Raw genomic sequence first — 17,307 nt, forward strand, 5'->3', positions numbered from 1 at the left:
CGCGCCGCGTCAAGGTCGTCTTCGCGGCTCCGCCTTACCAGGCCGCACGCCGCCGCCGTCAGCGAGGCGTTACGCTGATCGCATGCTGAGCACGCTTGTCCTGCACGCCGCCGAGGCCGCCGAGCACACCGAGAAGGTCAACCACTGGATCGTCGGCGCCATCGCCATCACCGTCCTCCTCGGCCTGCTGGTCGGCCTGCTGGCCTTCGCCGGCGGCCGCGAGCACTCCTGACGCTCGTGGTGGGGCGCTGATCCGCGGATGGGCCGCCGTGTCGGCGTGATGGGTGGGACGTTCGATCCCATCCACAACGGCCACCTGGTCGCCGCCAGCGAGGTCCAGGGCGTCTTCGGCCTCGACGAGGTCGTCTTCGTCCCGACCGGCGACCCCTGGCAGAAGTCCGACCGCGTCGTCTCCCCGGCGGAGCACCGCTACCTCATGACGGTCGTCGCCACGGCGGCCAACCCGAGGTTCCGGGTGAGCAGGGTGGACATCGACCGGCACGGCCGGACCTACACGATCGACACGCTGCGCGACCTGCGGGCCGCGATGCCGGACGCGGAGCTGGTGTTCATCACCGGCATCGACGCGCTCGCCGACATCTTCACCTGGCGTGACGCCGACCAGCTCTTCGAGCTGGCTCAGTTCGTCGGCTGCACCCGGCCGGGCTACACGATCGACGAGGCGGTCATGGAGCGCATCCCCGAGGACCGCGTGACGATCCTCGAGATCCCGGCGCTGGCGATCTCCTCGACCGACTGCCGCGACCGCCACCGCAGCGGTCAGCCGATCTGGTACCTCGTGCCCGACGGCGTGGTGCAGTACATCGGCAAGCACGAGCTCTATCCCGCCGTACCCTCTCCTGAAAGCACCGCATGACTGCCTTGATTCGCCCCTCGCACACCGCCCTCCGGGCCTCGCTGCGCTCGTTTCCTCAGGCGGTGGCTTCGTGACGGCCACCGACTACGCCCGCGACCTCGCGATCGTCACCGCCCGCGCCGCCGCCGACAAGCTCGCGCACGACATCGTCGCCTTCGACGTGAGCGAGCAGCTCGCGATCACTGACGCCTTCGTGCTCTGCTCGGCGCCCAACGACCGCCAGGTGCGCTCGATCGTCGACGAGGTGGAGGACCGGGCGCGCGAGTTCGGCGCCAAGCCGATCCGGCGGGAGGGGGAGCGCGACGGTCGCTGGGTGCTGATCGACTTCGGCGACGTGGTCGTCCACGTGCAGCACGAGGAGGAGCGGCAGTTCTACGCGCTCGAGCGGCTGTGGCGCGACTGCCCCGCGCTCGAGCTGCCCGCGGATGTGGTCTCCGCCGGGCGATGAGGCGGCTCATCCTGCTCCGTCACGGCGTGACGGAGTGGAACCTCGCTCGCCGGTTCCAGGGCCACGCCGACACTCCGCTGTCGCCGCGCGGCCACGAGCAGGCCGCGGCTGCGGCGCGGGACCTGGCGGGGCTGCGGCCCGCGCGTCTGTGGTCCTCCGACCAGGCCCGGGCGCGCGAGACGGCCGAGCACGTCTCGCGCTCCACCGGTCTGCCGGTCGTCGTCGACCAGCGGCTGCGGGAGATCCACGTCGGCGACTTCCAGGGGATCACCCACGACGAGGCGCGTGCGCGGTACGGCGCCGGCCCCTGGGACTACGCGGTCCATGGCGGTGAGTCCGACGCCGACGTCGCGATCCGGGCCGTGGCCGCCCTGCGCGACGTCGCCGCCACGCTCGCCGACGGCGAGACCGGCGTCGTCGTGACCCACGGCCACTCCATCCGGGTCGCCCTCGTCGGCTTCCTCGGCTGGCCGCCCGCCACGGTCTCCACGCTCGGCCCGATGGAGAACTGCGGCTGGGTGGAGCTCAACGACCTCCCCGCCTCCTGGAGCGAGTCGGCGCCCTGGCGGCTGGCCGCCTACAACCGCGTCGCCCCGATTTCCTGATCGTCGCGGGCGTCCGCTAAGGTTTTCGTCGTTGCCCGGGCTTGATCATCCGGGACAACGCCAACGGGGGTGTGGCGCAGCTGGTAGCGCACCTGCATGGCATGCAGGGGGTCAGGGGTTCGAGTCCCCTCACCTCCACCAGAGGATTCGTGTCAGAACTCTGGACCCGAGAAATGCCGCCCGCCGGATTCGTCCGGCGGGCGGCTTCTGTTTCCCCAGCTTGCAGCTCGCGGTGTACCCGGGCGGGTATCACCCGGCCGAGTAGGTCTCCGAACGGCTCGTTGTAGTCGACCCGGACGCTGTGGTGCCGGCTTTCCTCGTCCTCGTCGATGTAGATCTTCTCGAAGAACGCCTGGTTGAACAGTCGCCTGGTGGCCTCGTTGGCTTGCATGTAAGCCAGATGGCAGTCCCGGGCTAAGTCGAGGGTGTCTGCGAGGAGGACTCGGGCCTCTTCGAAGCTGTCGTCTGCCGAATCCAATTGAGCTTGGATCCGGGTGAGTTGACTGCCGATCCGTTCCTGCTCGATTTTGAGCAGGTCTAGCGGGATCGCTCCGGCGTAGTGGGCATCCAGGAGCTTCTGCCGCTGGGCCGTCAGCTCGACTCGCTGCCGAGCAAGTTGGCCTCGCTCCTTCTGGGAGGCGGCGTGGATGGTGTCGAAGTCCTCCAGCACGAGCGTCTCGACGGCGTCGCGCAGTTCCGAGCTCAGCGCCACGGTGCGGTACTCGTCCTCGATGAGTTCCTCGATGGCCTGCAGCGGCATTGCCTGCCGCTCGCAGGGGCTGACCTTGCGGGTGCGCCCCGAGCAGACGAGGTAGGCGTATTCCGTGCCCCACTTGTTCCGTGCTGTGGTGACCATGAGCCGGTGTCCGCAGGTCCCGCAGAACACGCTGCCGCGCAAGTAGTGCAGGTTCGTCCGCTGGCGGGTTCCGCCGAGACTGTTGGCGGTGAGGTGGTCTTGCACCTGCTGCCACGTGTTGGGGTCGACTAAGGGCTCATGCGCTCCGGCGTAGATGACACCCCGGTAGTGGATCTCGCCTTTGTAGTACGGGTTTCTGAGTAGCTTGTGGATGGCGGTGGTGGACAGCGCCTTGCTGGGCCACTTCGGTGTCGCTCGGGTTGTGAGGCCTCGGGCGGCTAACTGCTCCAAGAGGATCGAGAGCGAGCAGTCTCCTTCGGCGTAGCGGTAGAAGGCCCAGGTGATGTGGTGGGCGCGTTCGGCATCGAGCTCTACCGTGCGAATGATGCGCCCGAGGTCGTCACTGACGTGAACGTTCTTGTATCCGATCGGTGCGCGAGTGACAGTGCCGCCGAGGCTGGCCTTCTGGACGAGCCCTTTGGTGACCTCGGTCCGCAGGTTGTTGGAGTAGAACTCCGCGATGGACGACATGATGCCGTGCATGAGCATGCCGGATGGGGTCTCGTCGATGTTCTCGCTGACCGACACGAGCGTGACTCCGGCTTGTTTGAGCGCGAAGTGGATGGCCACGTCGTCGGCCCGGGACCGGGCCAGGCGGTCGAGCTTGTGGACGATGCAGTAGTCGACCGGGTGCTCTCGAATGTAGATGAGCAGATCTTGGAGGCCGTCCCGCTTATCCATCTTGGTGCCGGTCTCGCCGGCATCGATGAATTCCGCGACGACGGTCGCGTCGAGGGAATCGGCCTTTCGAGCGTTGGCCTGCCGCTGCGCGGGCAGAGAGAACCCTTCGTCTCGGCCACCGCGGGTGGCTTGTTCGAGGGTCGAGACACGGAGGTAGCTGATCGCCGCTTTCGTGGGTACCGCGAGCTCGCTCATGCTACGAACCCTGCTTGCTCGACGGCTTGGTTGCCCGCCGTCCAGTGGAGCCAGGCTTCGCCGGGGTCACCTGGGCCACGATGGGCTTGCCCATGAAGCCCGCAATGGCGGCGGCGCGAGCGGCGGCTTCGCGCTCGATCTGTTCGCGTGCTTGTTGGGCTCGCTCAATGAGCGCCGGGTCCTCTTGGGCGCTGGCGATGCGTCCTTCGATTGCTCGCCGTACTTCCTCCGACAAGCTGGTGCCTGCCAGGTCGGCGATGAAGCTGAGTTGGGCGTGGACGGTGTCCTCGACGCGGACGGCAACCGTGCGGAAGCGCTGCTCCTGTTCGCCTCCCGTCGACTGTTCCGACAGGGCCTCGGGCATGCCGTCGAGGCCTTCCTGTGCCGGGGCTACGGGTGTGGGTGTTGGTTGTTCTGATGTAGGCATAGAGCCTCCTTTCTTCGTTAGTTGTTCTGGCACTCGTGATGGTGCCTATGGGGCTGGAGTGAAAACGGCCTCCTTACAGTGACGCTCTCTTCGCCCGAAGAGTCCAGTCCGAAATCCGGCACCCGGCGGGTGCAACGGGGGTCGCTGGCAGGCGCTGGGCGGGACCGCGCCTGGCGGGCCGTAGGCGGGCCTGTCCGGGGCGGAGGCGCCCGGCCGCCGGGCCAGGGCCGAGGGAAGCCCGGTTGGGAGCGGTTCGGCGCCGCTGTGGCTGTCAGCGGGCGCCGGTGCCGCTGGTTGGTGGCGGCCGTTCCGGTGGGTTGGGCTGGGAGTTCATGGCCAGCGCTCGAAGACGTGGAAGCCGTCGTGGGCTTCGCGGATGTCGTAGTGATCGCTGACGAAGCCCCAAATGGCGTCGCGGTCGAACCTGACCATCTGTTCCAGGTCCGGGTGGCTCTGCAGCGCGCGGCGCAGCTCTGTGCCCCAGTCGAAGGACGCGATGGTGTCATCCACGATCGCCTCCCGGTCTGCAAACGAGCCGTAGTAGGCGTTCTTGAACTCCACCTCAATGAGGGGCGGATCGGTGCTGCAATGCGCTGGCCGATGGTCGGGCGCGTAGCGGTCGACGCCGTCGAGTGTCAGGTAGACGGCGAAGGCCATGCCGTAGCGCAGGTACGTGGCCTCGATGGCCCGGCCGGCGATGGCGTCCGGTGCGTGCGCGATGACGTCGGCGATGAAGGCATCCGCGGTTGTGTCACGGGCTGCCTCTCCGTCGTACGGCATATCCGGTACGTCCGCACGGTGCCGTGGCACCGAGCCGGGTTCGGGGTCGTGGCGTTCATGGTTCATGCCGTCCCTCCTTCCTGCTCACGGCCTTCGTTGCTCCGATCCGGCCGCCCCCTGTCGAATGCCTCGATGCCGTCCCGCAGCAGTTCGATGACCTGATCACTCGTGATGACGACGAAGAGCTGCTCGTTGAGCTGGTGCTCGGTCCGGATCCGCTCCCGAATCTGGCGGCGGCGGTGCTCGGTGGGCACGACCCAGACGACCAGCGGGTAGAGGCCGTGCTCGGCCTGGTAGCGCCCCGTGGCGCGGTGGGTCTGGTAGGCCAGGCACTGCCGCACGATGACCGGCAGATGCTCGCTGGCCAGGTCGACCTCGATGAAGGTGTGGTGCTCGTAGTCGCTGCTGGCAGTCACGAGCCGCAGATCCGGCTTGAGCGTTTGAGTGGTACCGAAGCCGGCGAGTGAGGCCTGCCAGCTGGCTGGTTCAGTCTGAATCGTCAGTACTTCCAGTTCGCCGTGCCGTTGTGCCTCGATGGCCCGTACTGCGATCTCGGCGATCGCCAGCGTGTGTTCGACGAAGTGGCGTGAGGGTTCTCGGTAGTTGCGTCGACCCCTCATGAGATCCGGATGGGTGACCCGCAGTGCCCGTTCGCCGGCAGCACCGAGGTACCAGACGAAGCTCGCTGACCCTGACCGCACGCCACCTACCCGTCGCTGGAGCGCCTTGAGGACGCCGATGTCTTTGAGTCGAGTCAGGGCTCGGTTGCAGGCTCGGGCGGCAGCGACGCCGGTTGGATGGGCCTGGTCGAAGTGCAGCCGCTGGATCTGTCGACTGGTCAGGAGGCGGTACTGCTCGATGTCACGCAGCAGCCGGTAATCCCGCTCGGTCAGCGCGCCGCTGAGGTGGTCGAGTCGCAGGCGAGTCATCCGCTGCCCCCGCAGCGACCGGCACTCGGCCCCTTGAGACCCCGTAACACGGGGTCAGTCCCCTCCCGAAGGAGCCGGGAGATGGCCGATGACCAGGCAGAACGAGAGGACGATAAGCAACACGAGATGACGAGCGAACGGACAAGTGCTTTCGTTTCAAATTCTCGAATCTCCTCGCCGCGCTCGTCGTGAAGGAAGCCGGTATTCGTCATGATCGCCGCTTCCTTCCCACCAGGTCTAGGCGCTCCATAGCCGCGCTGGCCCGGCCGATCGCAGTCCCGTGCGCTGCCGTGCCGTATTGCTCTCGCGAAGCGGCGCGAACCCGATCGCCGAGCCCGGTGGTCTCAGGTGGTGGCAGCGTCCGGAGGGAGCACCATGGTTGCTGCGCGCCACCAGCTACGAGCGTCGCGTAGGCCTCATACTGGGGCAGGGCCATGAAGTCGAGAGCCTCAAGCTCGGGAGCCATGCGAGCGTAGGCGGCGGCGTCTCTGGGGTCCTTCGGTCTGAATATGACTTTGTTAGACGCATTGGAATCGGCGGCCGCCAACATGGCGGGCGGCATCTGGGAACGGAACTGATGGGCCATGTTCCAGGCGACACCCATCGACCGGCTCGCCGCGAGCGCGTCGTCGAGACTCGTGGGGAGGTGAAGGTAGTTCTGCACCTCGTCAATCCACACGGATGCCGGGCGGTTGGTCGGGTCTGCCTCAGCTGCGCGTTCCAAGGTCGCAGCCCAGGCTTCGGCGACGATCAGGCCGCCGAGAAGTTGCGCAGTGATCGGGCCGATGAGGCCGTCGTTGAGCGGGACGAGCACGATCTTGCGCTCGCGGAACACGTCTCGGAGCCGCAGCTTCGGTCGGGGCTGGCCGAGGATGCGTCGGACGGAGGGACGCATCAGGTACTGGCGCCACTTGTTCGATGGGGCCAGGAGGGCGGTGGCCTGCGCCTGTGGGCTCTGGGCTTGCCACGCTGCCCAGAACGAGCCAAGGCCCTCGTCGTCTGCCACGTATCCGATAACCGAGCGGCGAAATGGTTCGTCAGCGAACAACTGCGGAAGATGCAGCAACGTGAATGGCTCTTGTCCCTGATGTGCCCGCATCGCCCCGACGCGTGCCAGGGTGAGGAGGCCCGCGTGAGTGATGTCTTGCGTCCGTGGTCCCCATCCTTCGGAGAAGACCGCCGCAAAGACGGCCAGGAGACCATCGACAACGACGTCCGGATCACGACTGCCGACATCGAGCGGATTGAATCCCGGCACCTGCTGCTGGCTTGGATCGAGCAGCACAACGTCGTCAACCCGGTCCGCGGGTATGGCCGTATCGATGATCTTGTCGATGAGTTGCTTCTTCGGATCGATGACCAGCACCGCGCGTCCGGCATGGATGTCAGCGCGGATGAGGGGCAGGAAGACTCCGACGCTCTTCCCGGAGCCGGTCGGGCCGGTTACGACCGTGTGGAACAAGCTGCCCGCCGCCGTAAGCATGATGGGCTTCGGCACGCCAGGCAATGGGCTGATGCCTACGACGCGGTCGGCTCCGCCGGCGTCGGTCAACTCCGGCACGGGAAGCAGAAGTCTTGGGTGCAATGGTGGCACGCCAGGCAGATCACGCTCACCGAGAGGCCAGCTGAGCAGCGCGGTCAACTCGGCGGCGGAGAGGCGGCTGCGCCACCACCACGGCAGCTTCGGTTGGTTGAGGCGAGCGGTGGGCTCGAAGGTGAGATCGAGGTAAGTGCCACGGTCCTCGGCAGTAGACAGCGCTCCGAGTACCCCGATGATCAGTTGCTGGCGCCGCTCGGCTGTCGAGGCGCTGACCCCGATCCTCACCACGGCCGCGAAGCCATGTTGTCCGGTGCGGCGGTCGATCTGCTCCCGGACTGCGCTGGCGGCCGGCACTTCGCCCTTGGTGAGGAGCTGCCACCAGCGCTGCGTCGGATCTGCAATCTCCTTCGGTAGATGTCGTGGACTGGTGCGCGGGCCCAGCACCACTTGGAGCACCAGACGCTCACCCTCCTCGAACCGAGCGGCCAACGCGGCCAGCAGGCTGAGGCTGTTCAGCTCGGCCCGGTCAGTGGCCAACGCCAGCTCATGAGGCCGCAGCCGGACCCGAGCTGATCGTTCGACCGGCTGCCGGGGCTCGTCATGAGCGGCGATCACGAGCCCGGGAATGAGGTGGCGAAGTGTCCGTTGGACCCAGCGGACATGTTCAACGGGTGTGCCCACGAGGTGCTGGATTAGGCGGCCGGGCTCAGCGCGTGCCTCGGACACTAGCGGTGGCGCCGCGCGGTCGGTGGCGAGCCGCAGCAGGGCAGCCTCGACCACTTCGGCATCGAGCGGCCGGGGGAGATGGAGTCGCGAGAACACCCACGCCTCACCGGCATCCGCGGCGCGCTTACGACGAGGCATCGGTAGAACCTTCTGCTTCATCTTTCGTCTGCGTGGCAGCCTCTGCTTGGGCGCGCGCCTCGGCCTCGGCCCGAGCGAGGGCTAAGCCGATGAACGCGCGCGAGATCTTCTTCGGATCTGGTTCACCGCGACGAATGGCACGGACAGTGAGTCGCCGCTCGTCTTGCGGCTTCCGGTTCGTAGTGCGTTTACGACGACGCGGCATCACTGGCCTCCCTGTCGCTGCTACGTGGGTGTCGTTCGTCTGATGGCACCGGGTAGCCGGGGATCACGATGTCGCTGTCGACCTCGTTGCCCCAGATCGACCAGCTCTTATCGGACGGCGGCCGGCGGCGGGCGAAGAGCTCCAGGTACGGCCCGTCCGAGATCCGCTCGATAACCGCGTACTGCTCCTGGGGCTTCTCGCTGTGCCGTTGGAGGGGAGCGAACATCCACGTCGGCTGCGCTCGGAACTTCACGGGCGCGTTGCCACGCGTACCGAGAATGAGATGCTCGGTCGAGTTACGCAGGTATTGGCCGAGTCCGATGCGCGGCTTGATCCAGGTCAAGGGGGAGCGCGGGGTGAAGCCCCAGGCCTCCATGACGTCGTAGCCGGCGCGAAGCGTGGCGTTGGTGACCCACAGCCAGCAATGAGAGTCTGGCGCTGCCAGGTCGCCGACCGGCATGTGCTTGATGGCCTCCAGGCTCATGAGGTCGTAGTGTCGTTCGGCGCCGAGCGGGCCGCGTTGCTGCACGTCCCACGGCGGGTCCGCCAGGATTGTCGTGAACGCAGGAACGGTATTTGACCCTGCGTCAATATCGGTACTTTGTGTTACCATATAAAAGCTCCTTCCTCCCGTGCTTTCGGCTGCAACCGAAAGCGGATACGGGGTTTGTAGGTTGATGAGATAGTCGCCCGAGAAGTGGGGGAGCACGCCCGGGATGAGTACTGTTAAAACTCATCCCGGGACCATGTGCAAGCAGAGAGGCGTCCGGTGCGACGGGCGAGATGACGCCCGAAAAGACACCAGCCTTTTGTTGTATCAGACAGTTCTTTTCTGCTGATTACGTACACGAAGAATCATGTTGTGGAATTGTCTACGAAATGACCAGCTACCAGCGTCGTGACTCGATGCGGCGCCAAAGCAGGCGCCCAACGAAGCTGACGATGGTCAGCCCGCCCACGATGGCGGCGATGATGAGCAGTGCGGGTGCGACGGCTTCGAGAAGACGTACCGCGACGTATATCGCCGCCGCACCCGCAAGCACTGCTAAGCAGGCCGCGAGGAGCCGGTCGAGCAGCATCGAGCTGCCCTACCGCACATCCGACAGCGGGAACCGCGGACGCTGACTGGCTGCAGCGTCACGCATCCTTTCCACCCCGAGGCGGTAGAGCGCCTCGACTTCGGCGTTGGCTGCGTTCGAACGACAGTTCGGACACTCCGGGATCTCCCAGGGCCTCGGTCGGCTGTTGTGCCATGCGTAGACCAGGGAGGCGGAGGCGGCCAGATTCAGGCAGACAAGCAAGAAGAGCATTGACTTTCCTTTCTCGATCGGGACGATCTGTTGGCATGACAGCGGCGGCGTTGGACTCATCCACTGCGGTCTGGATTCGGTCGGCCATCCATTGCTGACAGGCCGGTGGCGGTTCACGGTGGGGACAGGTCTGGCCTGACACGGGGCACTGCGTCTGGGGCGGGGGACGTCGGCGCGGCATGGCTGTCACGGGTTGTTGGAGTGCCGGCGGATGATGTTCTGCATGCCAGCGATGGCCGTCGCCTCGAACGTGGCGAGCAGTGCTGCGATAGCTGGATCCCCGCCCGCCAGACGCTGACGAGCGTCATCGAGGTCAAGAGCCTTGTAAAACGCGTACTCCGTCACGTCCGCGATAGCGGCGATCTGGGCCTGCACAACCGCGGCGTCCGCGTGGACGGCACGGATGTCCTGAAGCGCCATGCGTTCCTGACGGGTGATCGCGGTGCGAGAGATCCGACCGTTGATTGCCCGTTCAATGTCCCGGGAGGTCTCGCGGCTCATGCGTCCGCACTGCCGTCATCGGGCGACGCGTGACGCCGCAGGTCCGCAACAGCGTCCTCAATGCCGGCCAGGTAGCCGTCGAGGTTGGTCATCCAGCCCGTGCCCCGAGTGACTCGGTGGAGTCGCCACATGAGGGGCAGCAGGGCGGCTCGTTGGCCGGGAGCCCGTTCGGTCGCCGTAGTGATGTTGGTGTTGCTCATGATGCTCCTTTCGCGGTTGGGCCTGCGCCCGGGCGAAGCGACTCCTCGCCCGGGACACAGGCGGAGGGATCAGGCCATGGAGCCGCAGGCGAGCTCGGCCTCGATCGCGCTCAAGTGAGCCCGGATCTCGTCGAAGAACTCGGCGGCGTCTTGGCGGAGCGCCGGAATGTTGCCGCTGGCGGTACGGATATCCTTGAGGGACAGGGCCAGATCGCCATGAATGGTTGCGAACCGGTTCATCGTGGTGACGTAGATCTGCCAATCCCGCGCTCGGTGGGCGACTTCGGGCTGACGGTCAGGTTCTGGGGAACCTGTCGAGACGTGCTTGTTCATGGTTGGGCCTCGCTCAACGGTGGATGGAGAGAGCTGTGACCCGCTCGAGCGAGCGGGTCACAGGTTCTCGGGTCGAGTGAGGAGTCCGGACCACCTCGGTGTCCGCTGGGCTGATCTGGCCCCGATGCTGCGCGAACGCCTCCACCGTAGACATGGCGCGTTCTCGCTGGCTAAGCGTTGCAGATTGCGTTGCTCTCGATCGGTCGCCGAGCAACGCAGGCGGCAGGGGGACAAGATTCTATTGACTAAAACACATATAGATGGTATACTTTAAAAGTTAAACAAGGACGCAGCTATGACTGCCCCAATGTCCGAACATGTGCCCCCCGTCCATATCCCGGGGATCCCTCCGCTTGAGTACAACACGTCACCGCGTGACGTTTTGAGCTTCGACCTAAGTGGCATGACGGCGGCGGAGATCGAAGCGCTCGCAGTCTTGGTTCATCAGACCGATCCTGGCGTGCAGCATCGGCAGGCGGTGTCCGAGTGGGAAGACCGCTACTGGGCTGGTTTGGAACCCGAACCAGTTGGCGACGAATGGGGGCCCGAACCGCCGCCACCCGAAGAGTTCCAAACTGGCATGGACCGCCGGTGGGCGCTCAGTAAGGGCATCGGTCGGACTATCAGTAGACGTGACCCCATGGAGGGCCGAGAGCTCATCGAGCGCTTGCTCAACAACCCGGAGCGCGGGATCGTGCGGCTCGCTACGGCGAACATCGGGCGTTATGTGGTCACTGCTTACTGGCATTACCACAAGCAGGATGCCGACTACGAGGGAACGGCTTTCCTTGGGCCTGATGACATCGACTTGTGGGTGCGCGCCGTCACCCATCCAGAGAACGACGGGGATAGCCCCGGTGTCTCACACGGCGACATGGAAGAGCTCCAACGGCTGCTCCCGGACTACGTCTTCGCCAGCATGGTCTCGGCGCTCGCTGCCCAGTTCGCCGAGGCTCGCCGCCGTGGCCACGGCAAGTTCCAGCAGTAGCTGGCAGCCTCAATCCTCCTTCCCGGCGGGCGATTGTCTGCAAGACTGCGCTGGGTGACCGAGGAGCAGGCTGATGCGCATCGCGTGCAGCCGAAAGAGGCCGCCGCCGTGGCCTCGGCGATCACCAAGCTCTCCTCGAAGGTGCTGGCCACTCCCCGATATAGGTATAAAGAGACTGAGCCACTCCCTGAGGAACTCCAGCAGCTGCTAGAGCGCGTAGGCCGCGATACCTTGCCCGAAGGCCGCTACGACGCCTTCATCAAACTCCTTCAGGTGGCGTGCGGTGGCCAGGTCAGCAAGGACTACCGACGTCGCAAGCTGCCAATTGTCTATCGGGGCCGGCGTCACGACCATGACGAGGTTCATCGTCTTCGCCTCAGCTACATCGCCGAGCGCATGCTGCCAGGCCTGACCGCCGGTCCCTTCCCCGACACTGATTCAACAGGCGCGGAGAAGCTTAGGACTCGCCGCACGACTGGCTACGACCTCGTGTGTCGCGACCTAGCCAACGAGACGGACAATTTGCTCAGTCTGGCTGGGGAAATTGCCGATGCTATGCGCCTCGAACTTGCCTCCGCACTCCTGCGTTACGTGCAACGTCGCGAGAAGCCGCGGCCTCCGGTCCCGGCTGTCGCGAGTACCCATGTCCTGCGCCCGGATCTAGAGAGCGAGCTCACCGCAGCACTGAAGGCGGAGGCGGGCCTCATCTGGGTTACCGGCGACGTGGGAACCGGGAAGTCGTACTTGGTGAACCATGTCCTGGAGCAGGCCGCGGTTCGAGCTGTCTTCATCCGATGCGATAACGAAAGCGCGTTCATACGAGACACGGAACTGCTCGTGGCTGCAGAGTCGTCAGCGATGGCTCCGCCCGTCCATCCCGCACTCTTGGTTGCACGTCTTGCCGAGGTGCTCATCGCTGGTACCGGGCCAGAGCTGGTCGTATTCGACGGCTACGACCAGGACACTACCGCTACAGCCGGTTTGTTCGAGGGTGCGGTTGACTTCCTCACGCCGATCATTGTCATTAGTCGTCATCCTCAGCCGACCTTCGAAAGCTTCGAACCGTGGTCGCAGCCGATCACGGTTGGTGATTTCGATCTGAGTATGTCTGGCGAATTCATCTGGCGGCGGCTTCCTCAGGCAACCGTGGACCAGTCCAAGAGACTCGGAACAGCATTGTTCGGGCGTGCTCTGGCCATGAGCAATGCCTGTGCCCTTATACGTTCGAGCGAGTTAGCTGCCGACATCCAAGCGCTGTGCGACGACCTAGACCTAGACCAATACGCGGCTGACTTTCGGAAATCCTCAGGAACCGCAGCGATTGGCAACATTTATCGAAAGTCGCTTGAGCGCATCGGCGCCAGCGCCTACGGGGATCACGCTAGACTAATTCTCGAATCCCTCACGGCGAGTGCGGATCTCACGTTGCCGGCACTGGTCCTTGAGAGCCTCATTCGGCATACAGATACAAAATCGGCTGCGCACAGGTCACTGCCAGGTCGAACGTCACCATTCGTAGATCTTTTTCGAGAACGCGGAGTAGCCGATGTTCTGCGGCACGGTGAGCCTGGCATACGGCCCGTTCTGAGGCTCGGGGTTGAAGGCGCGATACGCGAATTGATAGATGCGAACTTCGCAATACTGCAAGCGGACGGCTCAGTTATCATGAAGCCATTCACGGCCCTTATCTTGGTCGAGATCTTCGGAGATAGTGAAGTCCGCAGCGTCTGCGAGCGCTTGGTGACGACCGCCGCGGCAGAGCTGGCCTGCTGGCACTGGTTCGCTGGATACCTCCTCCCGCCCGTGATGGTGAGCTGGGCTGGAGTGCTGCGAACAGAGGTGATCCAGTCCATGGTTCTTCGCGGCGACGCCGACAGCAACTCCGCAGGCCTCATCGCCGCTGCCGTGATGCGCGTCCGAATCCAATGCGGGGATCACCGTGCAATAGCAGCCCACGTCCCGACAGACGACGCAGGAAAAGAAGAAATATACAACGTGCTCAACGGAAAGAAGCTGCGAATTGACGATTATGACTACACAATGTGTGCTGAACTCATTATCGCTGACACCTGGCACCCCGAACGCCGTCGGCCAGCGGCGCAGCTCACCACTGAATTAATACACCGACAAGTTCTTGATCCGGGCACCATCCTGACATCAGTTGTTCCTCATCTGTATTCAAACATGGCAGTTTCGGCAAATAGGCCTACGTTAGAGTCTGTGGTTATTGGAGCCCAGCGGTTGGTATGGGCTAAGCACGAAATAGATTCCTACGAACCGAATATGCGGCTCGAAATCGGTCGTTGGAAGTACGCCGGAGGCCTCGCTGCTTCCTGGCTAGGGAACTTCGAGCAGTCGACCGCGCTATTTCGCGACGCGTGCCGTGCATTTCGGAGCGTCGGTGCGCTCGAATCGGTTGCAGGTGAGATCCGGGCGGCGGCAAACGGGCTCATGGCTGCGATGCATGCCTACGACGGTAACAGTATGGTTGAGTTCGATAGCCTTATGCGCGAGACATTTGATTGGGCACGAGACGGGCTTCCCGCTGCAGGCGCCGAATATGGAATCATTGATTTTTCAACGGCCGCCGTATACAGCGATGCATCGGCTGAAAAGTGGCTGCAGTATGCAACGGGTCTGGCGGCTGTGACACCACCGGAAGATACGCGCTATGTAATCAATCTTCGCGAAGAGGTTAAAGTTAGCTTAATTCGTGTGCGCGCATTAGTCGGTCAAGAACGCTCCGACGCGCTGGGGGAATGTTACGAGCGGATCCTTCGCCTAATCGCTTTCACGATCTGGCAGGCTCGTCAACTGAGGAAGTATTATGAAGACTTGCCCAAGAAGCAAGATTCGATAGATCTAAATTGGATTTCGGACTACATTCCGGATGTCGATAGTCGCGCCATGAACGACCTACTTGGTCTTAAATTTGTGAACTCATTTGGTCAGCGAAAAGTCCGGCTAGCTGGCCTCGTTTTCTCGTCTCTGAGCTTTATGGACGGTCGGAGCCATTCATTAGACGAGTTTTTCGTGGAAGTTGTTGACCCGGTACGAAAGTTATTCGCAGCAGAATTTGGTGATGACGTCGTGGTCGACCTTGAGCTTGTGGGCACCGTGTATCCCCATTGGTCAACTGCGTGGCGGCTCGCGGAGACCTTTCGAGATGAGGATGCGGCGGCTTATTGGTCCGATCGCGCGGCCGCAATTGCTGTCTGTCTCAGCGAGATGAACAAGGAGGCCCCGACAATCCCGGATGACGTGCGCGAGTACGCGCTGAAGGCAGCTAGGAGGCGTGGGCGAACTGACTGGGTCTACGCAATGACGACGGGTCTTCAGCAGGCGGACTGCGGGCTCCTCAGATTCTGCGCGATCTGACGCGATACCTACCGGGAGCCTCCTCGCTGCACAGGCCCCCGGCGCCGGACTTCCTCGAGCCAACGCTCACGATGGGGCACAGCGTGTTCAAGTACCGTCCTGCGTAGAGGGACTGCGCATTACTGCTCCCGCGCGCAACGAACAAATCGTGCTGCGCTACTGGTGCCCACAGCGCTAGAGGTGGTGGTGCCATCTGAGTCGTCGTCGCTGGACGGTACGGTAGCCAGAGAAGTGCTCGTCGCTGCCGCCGTGCCTGAGCTGATGGCGGTCGGCGTGTCGAATCTTGTGTCAACCGGGCCTTTTAGAACCAGCCCGCGTCGGACGATCCGCAAGCCGTCAGGCTGCCAACCAAGAGGCCAACAGTTGCGAGGCAGCAGGCAAGCCTTCCGACGGCCACTCACTCATCCACCGTCACTCATCCACCGTCACCGCTCCACTGGCCACCATCCGCGCCAGCTCAATTGCACCCTTCATGTTCCCGTCGTTGAATACCTCGACTGCGTACATCGGTGGGTCCATGAGGTCGAAGACCCAGCGCTCGGGCTGCTTCCAACTCTTGGGCCGTGTCTCGGCATGCACCAGTTGCTCGGGCCTAGAGATGGGCAGCACCACGCTGGAGGTAGTTGGCCGGAGGACACCAGCACTCCAAGCCAAGATGGTCTTACCCTTCAGCACGAGCAAGCAGCCTCGTGGGTCTTTGGCATCCACCGCGAGGGGAGTGACTGCCAGTAGTACCCCGGGCTTGTCCTCAACAGTGACGTGCTTGGCGAACTCATCCGCCAGGGGCGGTAGCCAGGTCTGCACAAGTTGCAGGAATGGCCGGGTGCCAACGGTCTGCACGCCGACGTTGGCAGACGCCTCAATGATGTCGTCGATCTTCATGGGGTGCTCCCTCGTTGGAGAGTGACCGAGTGCATGGCTCTGGTCACGTCGCGGTGCCTCAACCCCGAGACCACGTCATGGGTGAGCGATGACCGATAGCGGGTGTCCGCCGCACCGGCTCAACTGTCGGGACATGCCACGCTGTACAGCGCTGGTGGAATTGGCTGCTGCGCGCAGGTGTCGTACGGGTCGACGCTGACCCAGGTGCCTGACTCTCGGTGGAACATGAACGTGCCTTCGTCGCTGTCGTTGAACGCGTCCACCACCGCCCACCCCTGCGCACACTGGACGTTGTCGACGGTCAGGTCTGGCCCGGATGAGGCGATGCCGGCCGCGGCGTCATCGGTGCTCAGGCACTGGCGGTCGCCGGCGGTACTCAAGGGGCCGCCGTTGAAGCCGCTGGCGTCGAGCCAGGCGTAGAGGACGCTGAGTTGCTCTTCCGCCGTCAGCCCCGTTTGCGAGTTGAAGTCGGCGAAGGCGTACCACTGCTCGGCACCGTCCGCGCTCAAGATCGCGGGGTATGGGAGCTTGGAACCCAAAGGGTCACTCACGAGCCAGACGTCCTCCCCGCTGCTCATGGTGCGGGCGGGGTAGTCGGTATCCGAGTCGGTGAAGTAGATGCTGAGCGCGTCGGCGAGCGACCCGCTCCCGGAGAAGTCGTAGTCGACTTCCAATTGCACGTCGGTGCCGCTGTCGTCGGGCTGTCCCGACTCGATGAGGGTGAACTCGCAGTTCGTGGCGAAGCCGTTATTGTTCGGCAGAGTGACCTGCTTGAGCGCCCTGCCGTACTTGGTTGCGTAGTCAGCGCCGTCCGCCGCCAAGAGGGACGTTGCTTTCTTCTCGGCCTCGGTGCAGGCATCCGAGAGATCGCCGCTGAAGATGCCCGTCGCAGGTGCCTTTGAAGAGGTTGCCGTAGCGCGTGTAGTGGATTGCTCGCCGCAAGCAGAGGCGACAAATAGGACGGCAGTGAGAGCGATCGCGCCTGTCAGAAGCGGCAGGCGAGGGCCACTTGTCGCTGCTCGAGGCGAGAACGGGCCGCGATTGGCCGGACGCGCAGCCACTACGCGAGTAGGCGGCGCGGCGCTCTGGCCGAGACCGTCTGAGCAATCGTCAGGTGGGCGACTGTCGGTGACGCTGCGCAACTGGATGTATTGACGCGAGTCGGTACGCACGCGTTGAAAGACCTGAACCACCGCAAACCCCAAACCCCTGAAATTTCCTGATTTCGCGGGGGGGGGGGGGGGGGGG

Annotated in this window: 17 protein-coding genes, 1 tRNA gene and 1 pseudogene; 7 read left to right on the top strand and 12 right to left on the bottom strand. The window is 64.1% G+C overall.

The annotated features are described in order from the left end of the window. Positions 1-82 precede the first annotated feature (82 nt). The 5 genes from QM572_RS07255 (at position 83) to QM572_RS07275 (ending at position 2,071) form a co-directional block, all read left to right on the top strand. Positions 83-232, top strand: coding sequence for a hypothetical protein (locus QM572_RS07255; protein ID WP_415091553.1), 150 nt, complete (start codon positions 83-85; stop codon positions 230-232). A gap of 27 nt (positions 233-259) precedes the next feature. Beyond that, complete coding sequence (nadD, locus tag QM572_RS07260; protein ID WP_415091555.1) at positions 260-877, top strand: nicotinate-nucleotide adenylyltransferase; 618 nt, start codon at positions 260-262, stop codon at positions 875-877. 70 nt (positions 878-947) lie between these two features. Then, complete coding sequence (gene rsfS, locus QM572_RS07265; RefSeq protein ID WP_415091557.1) at positions 948-1,325, top strand: ribosome silencing factor; 378 nt, start codon at positions 948-950, stop codon at positions 1,323-1,325. Next, complete coding sequence (locus QM572_RS07270) at positions 1,322-1,930, top strand: histidine phosphatase family protein (RefSeq protein WP_415091559.1); 609 nt, start codon at positions 1,322-1,324, stop codon at positions 1,928-1,930. Before rsfS ends, QM572_RS07270 begins: the two co-directional genes overlap by 4 nt. A 65-nt stretch (positions 1,931-1,995) precedes the next feature. Beyond that, positions 1,996-2,071, top strand: a tRNA-Ala gene (locus QM572_RS07275). A gap of 586 nt (positions 2,072-2,657) precedes the next feature. Here the strand turns inward: QM572_RS07275 and QM572_RS07280 are convergent. From QM572_RS07280 to QM572_RS07325, 10 genes and pseudogenes are all read right to left on the bottom strand, one after another. After that, positions 2,658-3,722: pseudogene (locus tag QM572_RS07280) on the bottom strand (recombinase family protein); the annotation flags it as partial. A gap of 1 nt (position 3,723) precedes the next feature. Further along, on the bottom strand, positions 3,724-4,086 hold the full coding sequence (locus QM572_RS07285; protein WP_415091561.1) for a hypothetical protein: 363 nt from the start codon (positions 4,084-4,086) through the stop codon (positions 3,724-3,726). A gap of 393 nt (positions 4,087-4,479) precedes the next feature. Then, on the bottom strand, positions 4,480-4,995 hold the full coding sequence (locus tag QM572_RS07290; RefSeq protein ID WP_415091563.1) for a hypothetical protein: 516 nt from the start codon (positions 4,993-4,995) through the stop codon (positions 4,480-4,482). Further along, entirely contained in the window at positions 4,992-5,858 is an 867-nt protein-coding gene (locus tag QM572_RS07295; RefSeq protein WP_415091565.1) for a replication-relaxation family protein, read from the bottom strand. The genes QM572_RS07290 and QM572_RS07295 overlap by 4 nt, the downstream gene beginning before the upstream one ends. A 208-nt stretch (positions 5,859-6,066) precedes the next feature. Further along, positions 6,067-8,283, bottom strand: coding sequence for a type IV secretory system conjugative DNA transfer family protein (locus QM572_RS07300; RefSeq protein WP_415091567.1), 2,217 nt, complete (start codon positions 8,281-8,283; stop codon positions 6,067-6,069). A gap of 167 nt (positions 8,284-8,450) precedes the next feature. Next, entirely contained in the window at positions 8,451-9,176 is a 726-nt protein-coding gene (locus tag QM572_RS07305; RefSeq protein ID WP_415091569.1) for an MT-A70 family methyltransferase, read from the bottom strand. A gap of 178 nt (positions 9,177-9,354) precedes the next feature. Then, a complete protein-coding gene (locus tag QM572_RS07310) occupies positions 9,355-9,546 on the bottom strand; it encodes a hypothetical protein (protein ID WP_415091571.1) in 192 nt (63 codons plus the stop codon). A 417-nt stretch (positions 9,547-9,963) separates the two neighbouring features. Further along, positions 9,964-10,278 carry a hypothetical protein gene (locus tag QM572_RS07315; RefSeq protein WP_415091573.1) on the bottom strand — a complete coding sequence of 105 codons (315 nt, stop codon included), beginning with the start codon at positions 10,276-10,278 and terminating at the stop codon, positions 9,964-9,966. Next, positions 10,275-10,478 carry a hypothetical protein gene (locus QM572_RS07320; protein WP_415091575.1) on the bottom strand — a complete coding sequence of 68 codons (204 nt, stop codon included), beginning with the start codon at positions 10,476-10,478 and terminating at the stop codon, positions 10,275-10,277. Before QM572_RS07320 ends, QM572_RS07315 begins: the two co-directional genes overlap by 4 nt. A 69-nt stretch (positions 10,479-10,547) precedes the next feature. Then, on the bottom strand, positions 10,548-10,811 hold the full coding sequence (locus QM572_RS07325; RefSeq protein WP_415091577.1) for a hypothetical protein: 264 nt from the start codon (positions 10,809-10,811) through the stop codon (positions 10,548-10,550). A gap of 403 nt (positions 10,812-11,214) precedes the next feature. Here QM572_RS07325 and QM572_RS07330 point away from each other — a divergent pair, with 403 nt between their 5' ends. Then, positions 11,215-11,799, top strand: coding sequence for a hypothetical protein (locus QM572_RS07330; protein ID WP_415091579.1), 585 nt, complete (start codon positions 11,215-11,217; stop codon positions 11,797-11,799). Positions 11,800-11,853: 54 nt separating this feature from the next. Continuing rightward, positions 11,854-15,177, top strand: coding sequence for a hypothetical protein (locus QM572_RS07335; protein ID WP_415091581.1), 3,324 nt, complete (start codon positions 11,854-11,856; stop codon positions 15,175-15,177). A 411-nt stretch (positions 15,178-15,588) separates the two neighbouring features. On the opposite strand, the gene QM572_RS07340 is transcribed toward QM572_RS07335, so the two are convergent. Both QM572_RS07340 and QM572_RS07345 read right to left on the bottom strand, forming a co-directional pair. Beyond that, positions 15,589-16,059, bottom strand: a complete 471-nt coding sequence (locus QM572_RS07340) for a hypothetical protein (RefSeq protein ID WP_415091583.1) — start codon at positions 16,057-16,059, stop codon at positions 15,589-15,591. 119 nt (positions 16,060-16,178) lie between these two features. Then, entirely contained in the window at positions 16,179-17,252 is a 1,074-nt protein-coding gene (locus QM572_RS07345) for a hypothetical protein (protein ID WP_415091585.1), read from the bottom strand. Between the last annotated feature and the right edge of the window lie 55 nt (positions 17,253-17,307).

Origin of the sequence: Nocardioides sp., assembly GCF_047607365.1 — a bacterium.
Classification (GTDB): Bacteria; Actinomycetota; Actinomycetes; order Propionibacteriales; family Nocardioidaceae; genus Nocardioides.

Bases quoted from the DNA above. Each gene is read 5' to 3' on its own strand.
- QM572_RS07340 (WP_415091583.1), bottom strand. From the start codon at position 16,059: ATGAAGATCGACGACATCATTGAGGCGTCTGCCAACGTCGGCGTGCAG.
- nadD (WP_415091555.1), top strand. From the start codon at position 260: ATGGGCCGCCGTGTCGGCGTGATGGGTGGGACGTTCGATCCCATCCAC.
- QM572_RS07270 (WP_415091559.1), top strand. From the start codon at position 1,322: ATGAGGCGGCTCATCCTGCTCCGTCACGGCGTGACGGAGTGGAACCTC.
- QM572_RS07315 (WP_415091573.1), bottom strand. From the start codon at position 10,278: ATGAGCCGCGAGACCTCCCGGGACATTGAACGGGCAATCAACGGTCGG.
- QM572_RS07325 (WP_415091577.1), bottom strand. From the start codon at position 10,811: ATGAACAAGCACGTCTCGACAGGTTCCCCAGAACCTGACCGTCAGCCC.
- QM572_RS07285 (WP_415091561.1), bottom strand. From the start codon at position 4,086: ATGCCCGAGGCCCTGTCGGAACAGTCGACGGGAGGCGAACAGGAGCAG.
- QM572_RS07310 (WP_415091571.1), bottom strand. From the start codon at position 9,546: ATGCTGCTCGACCGGCTCCTCGCGGCCTGCTTAGCAGTGCTTGCGGGT.
- QM572_RS07320 (WP_415091575.1), bottom strand. From the start codon at position 10,478: ATGAGCAACACCAACATCACTACGGCGACCGAACGGGCTCCCGGCCAA.
- QM572_RS07300 (WP_415091567.1), bottom strand. From the start codon at position 8,283: ATGAAGCAGAAGGTTCTACCGATGCCTCGTCGTAAGCGCGCCGCGGAT.
- QM572_RS07290 (WP_415091563.1), bottom strand. From the start codon at position 4,995: ATGAACCATGAACGCCACGACCCCGAACCCGGCTCGGTGCCACGGCAC.
- QM572_RS07295 (WP_415091565.1), bottom strand. From the start codon at position 5,858: ATGACTCGCCTGCGACTCGACCACCTCAGCGGCGCGCTGACCGAGCGG.
- QM572_RS07330 (WP_415091579.1), top strand. From the start codon at position 11,215: ATGACGGCGGCGGAGATCGAAGCGCTCGCAGTCTTGGTTCATCAGACC.
- QM572_RS07255 (WP_415091553.1), top strand. From the start codon at position 83: ATGCTGAGCACGCTTGTCCTGCACGCCGCCGAGGCCGCCGAGCACACC.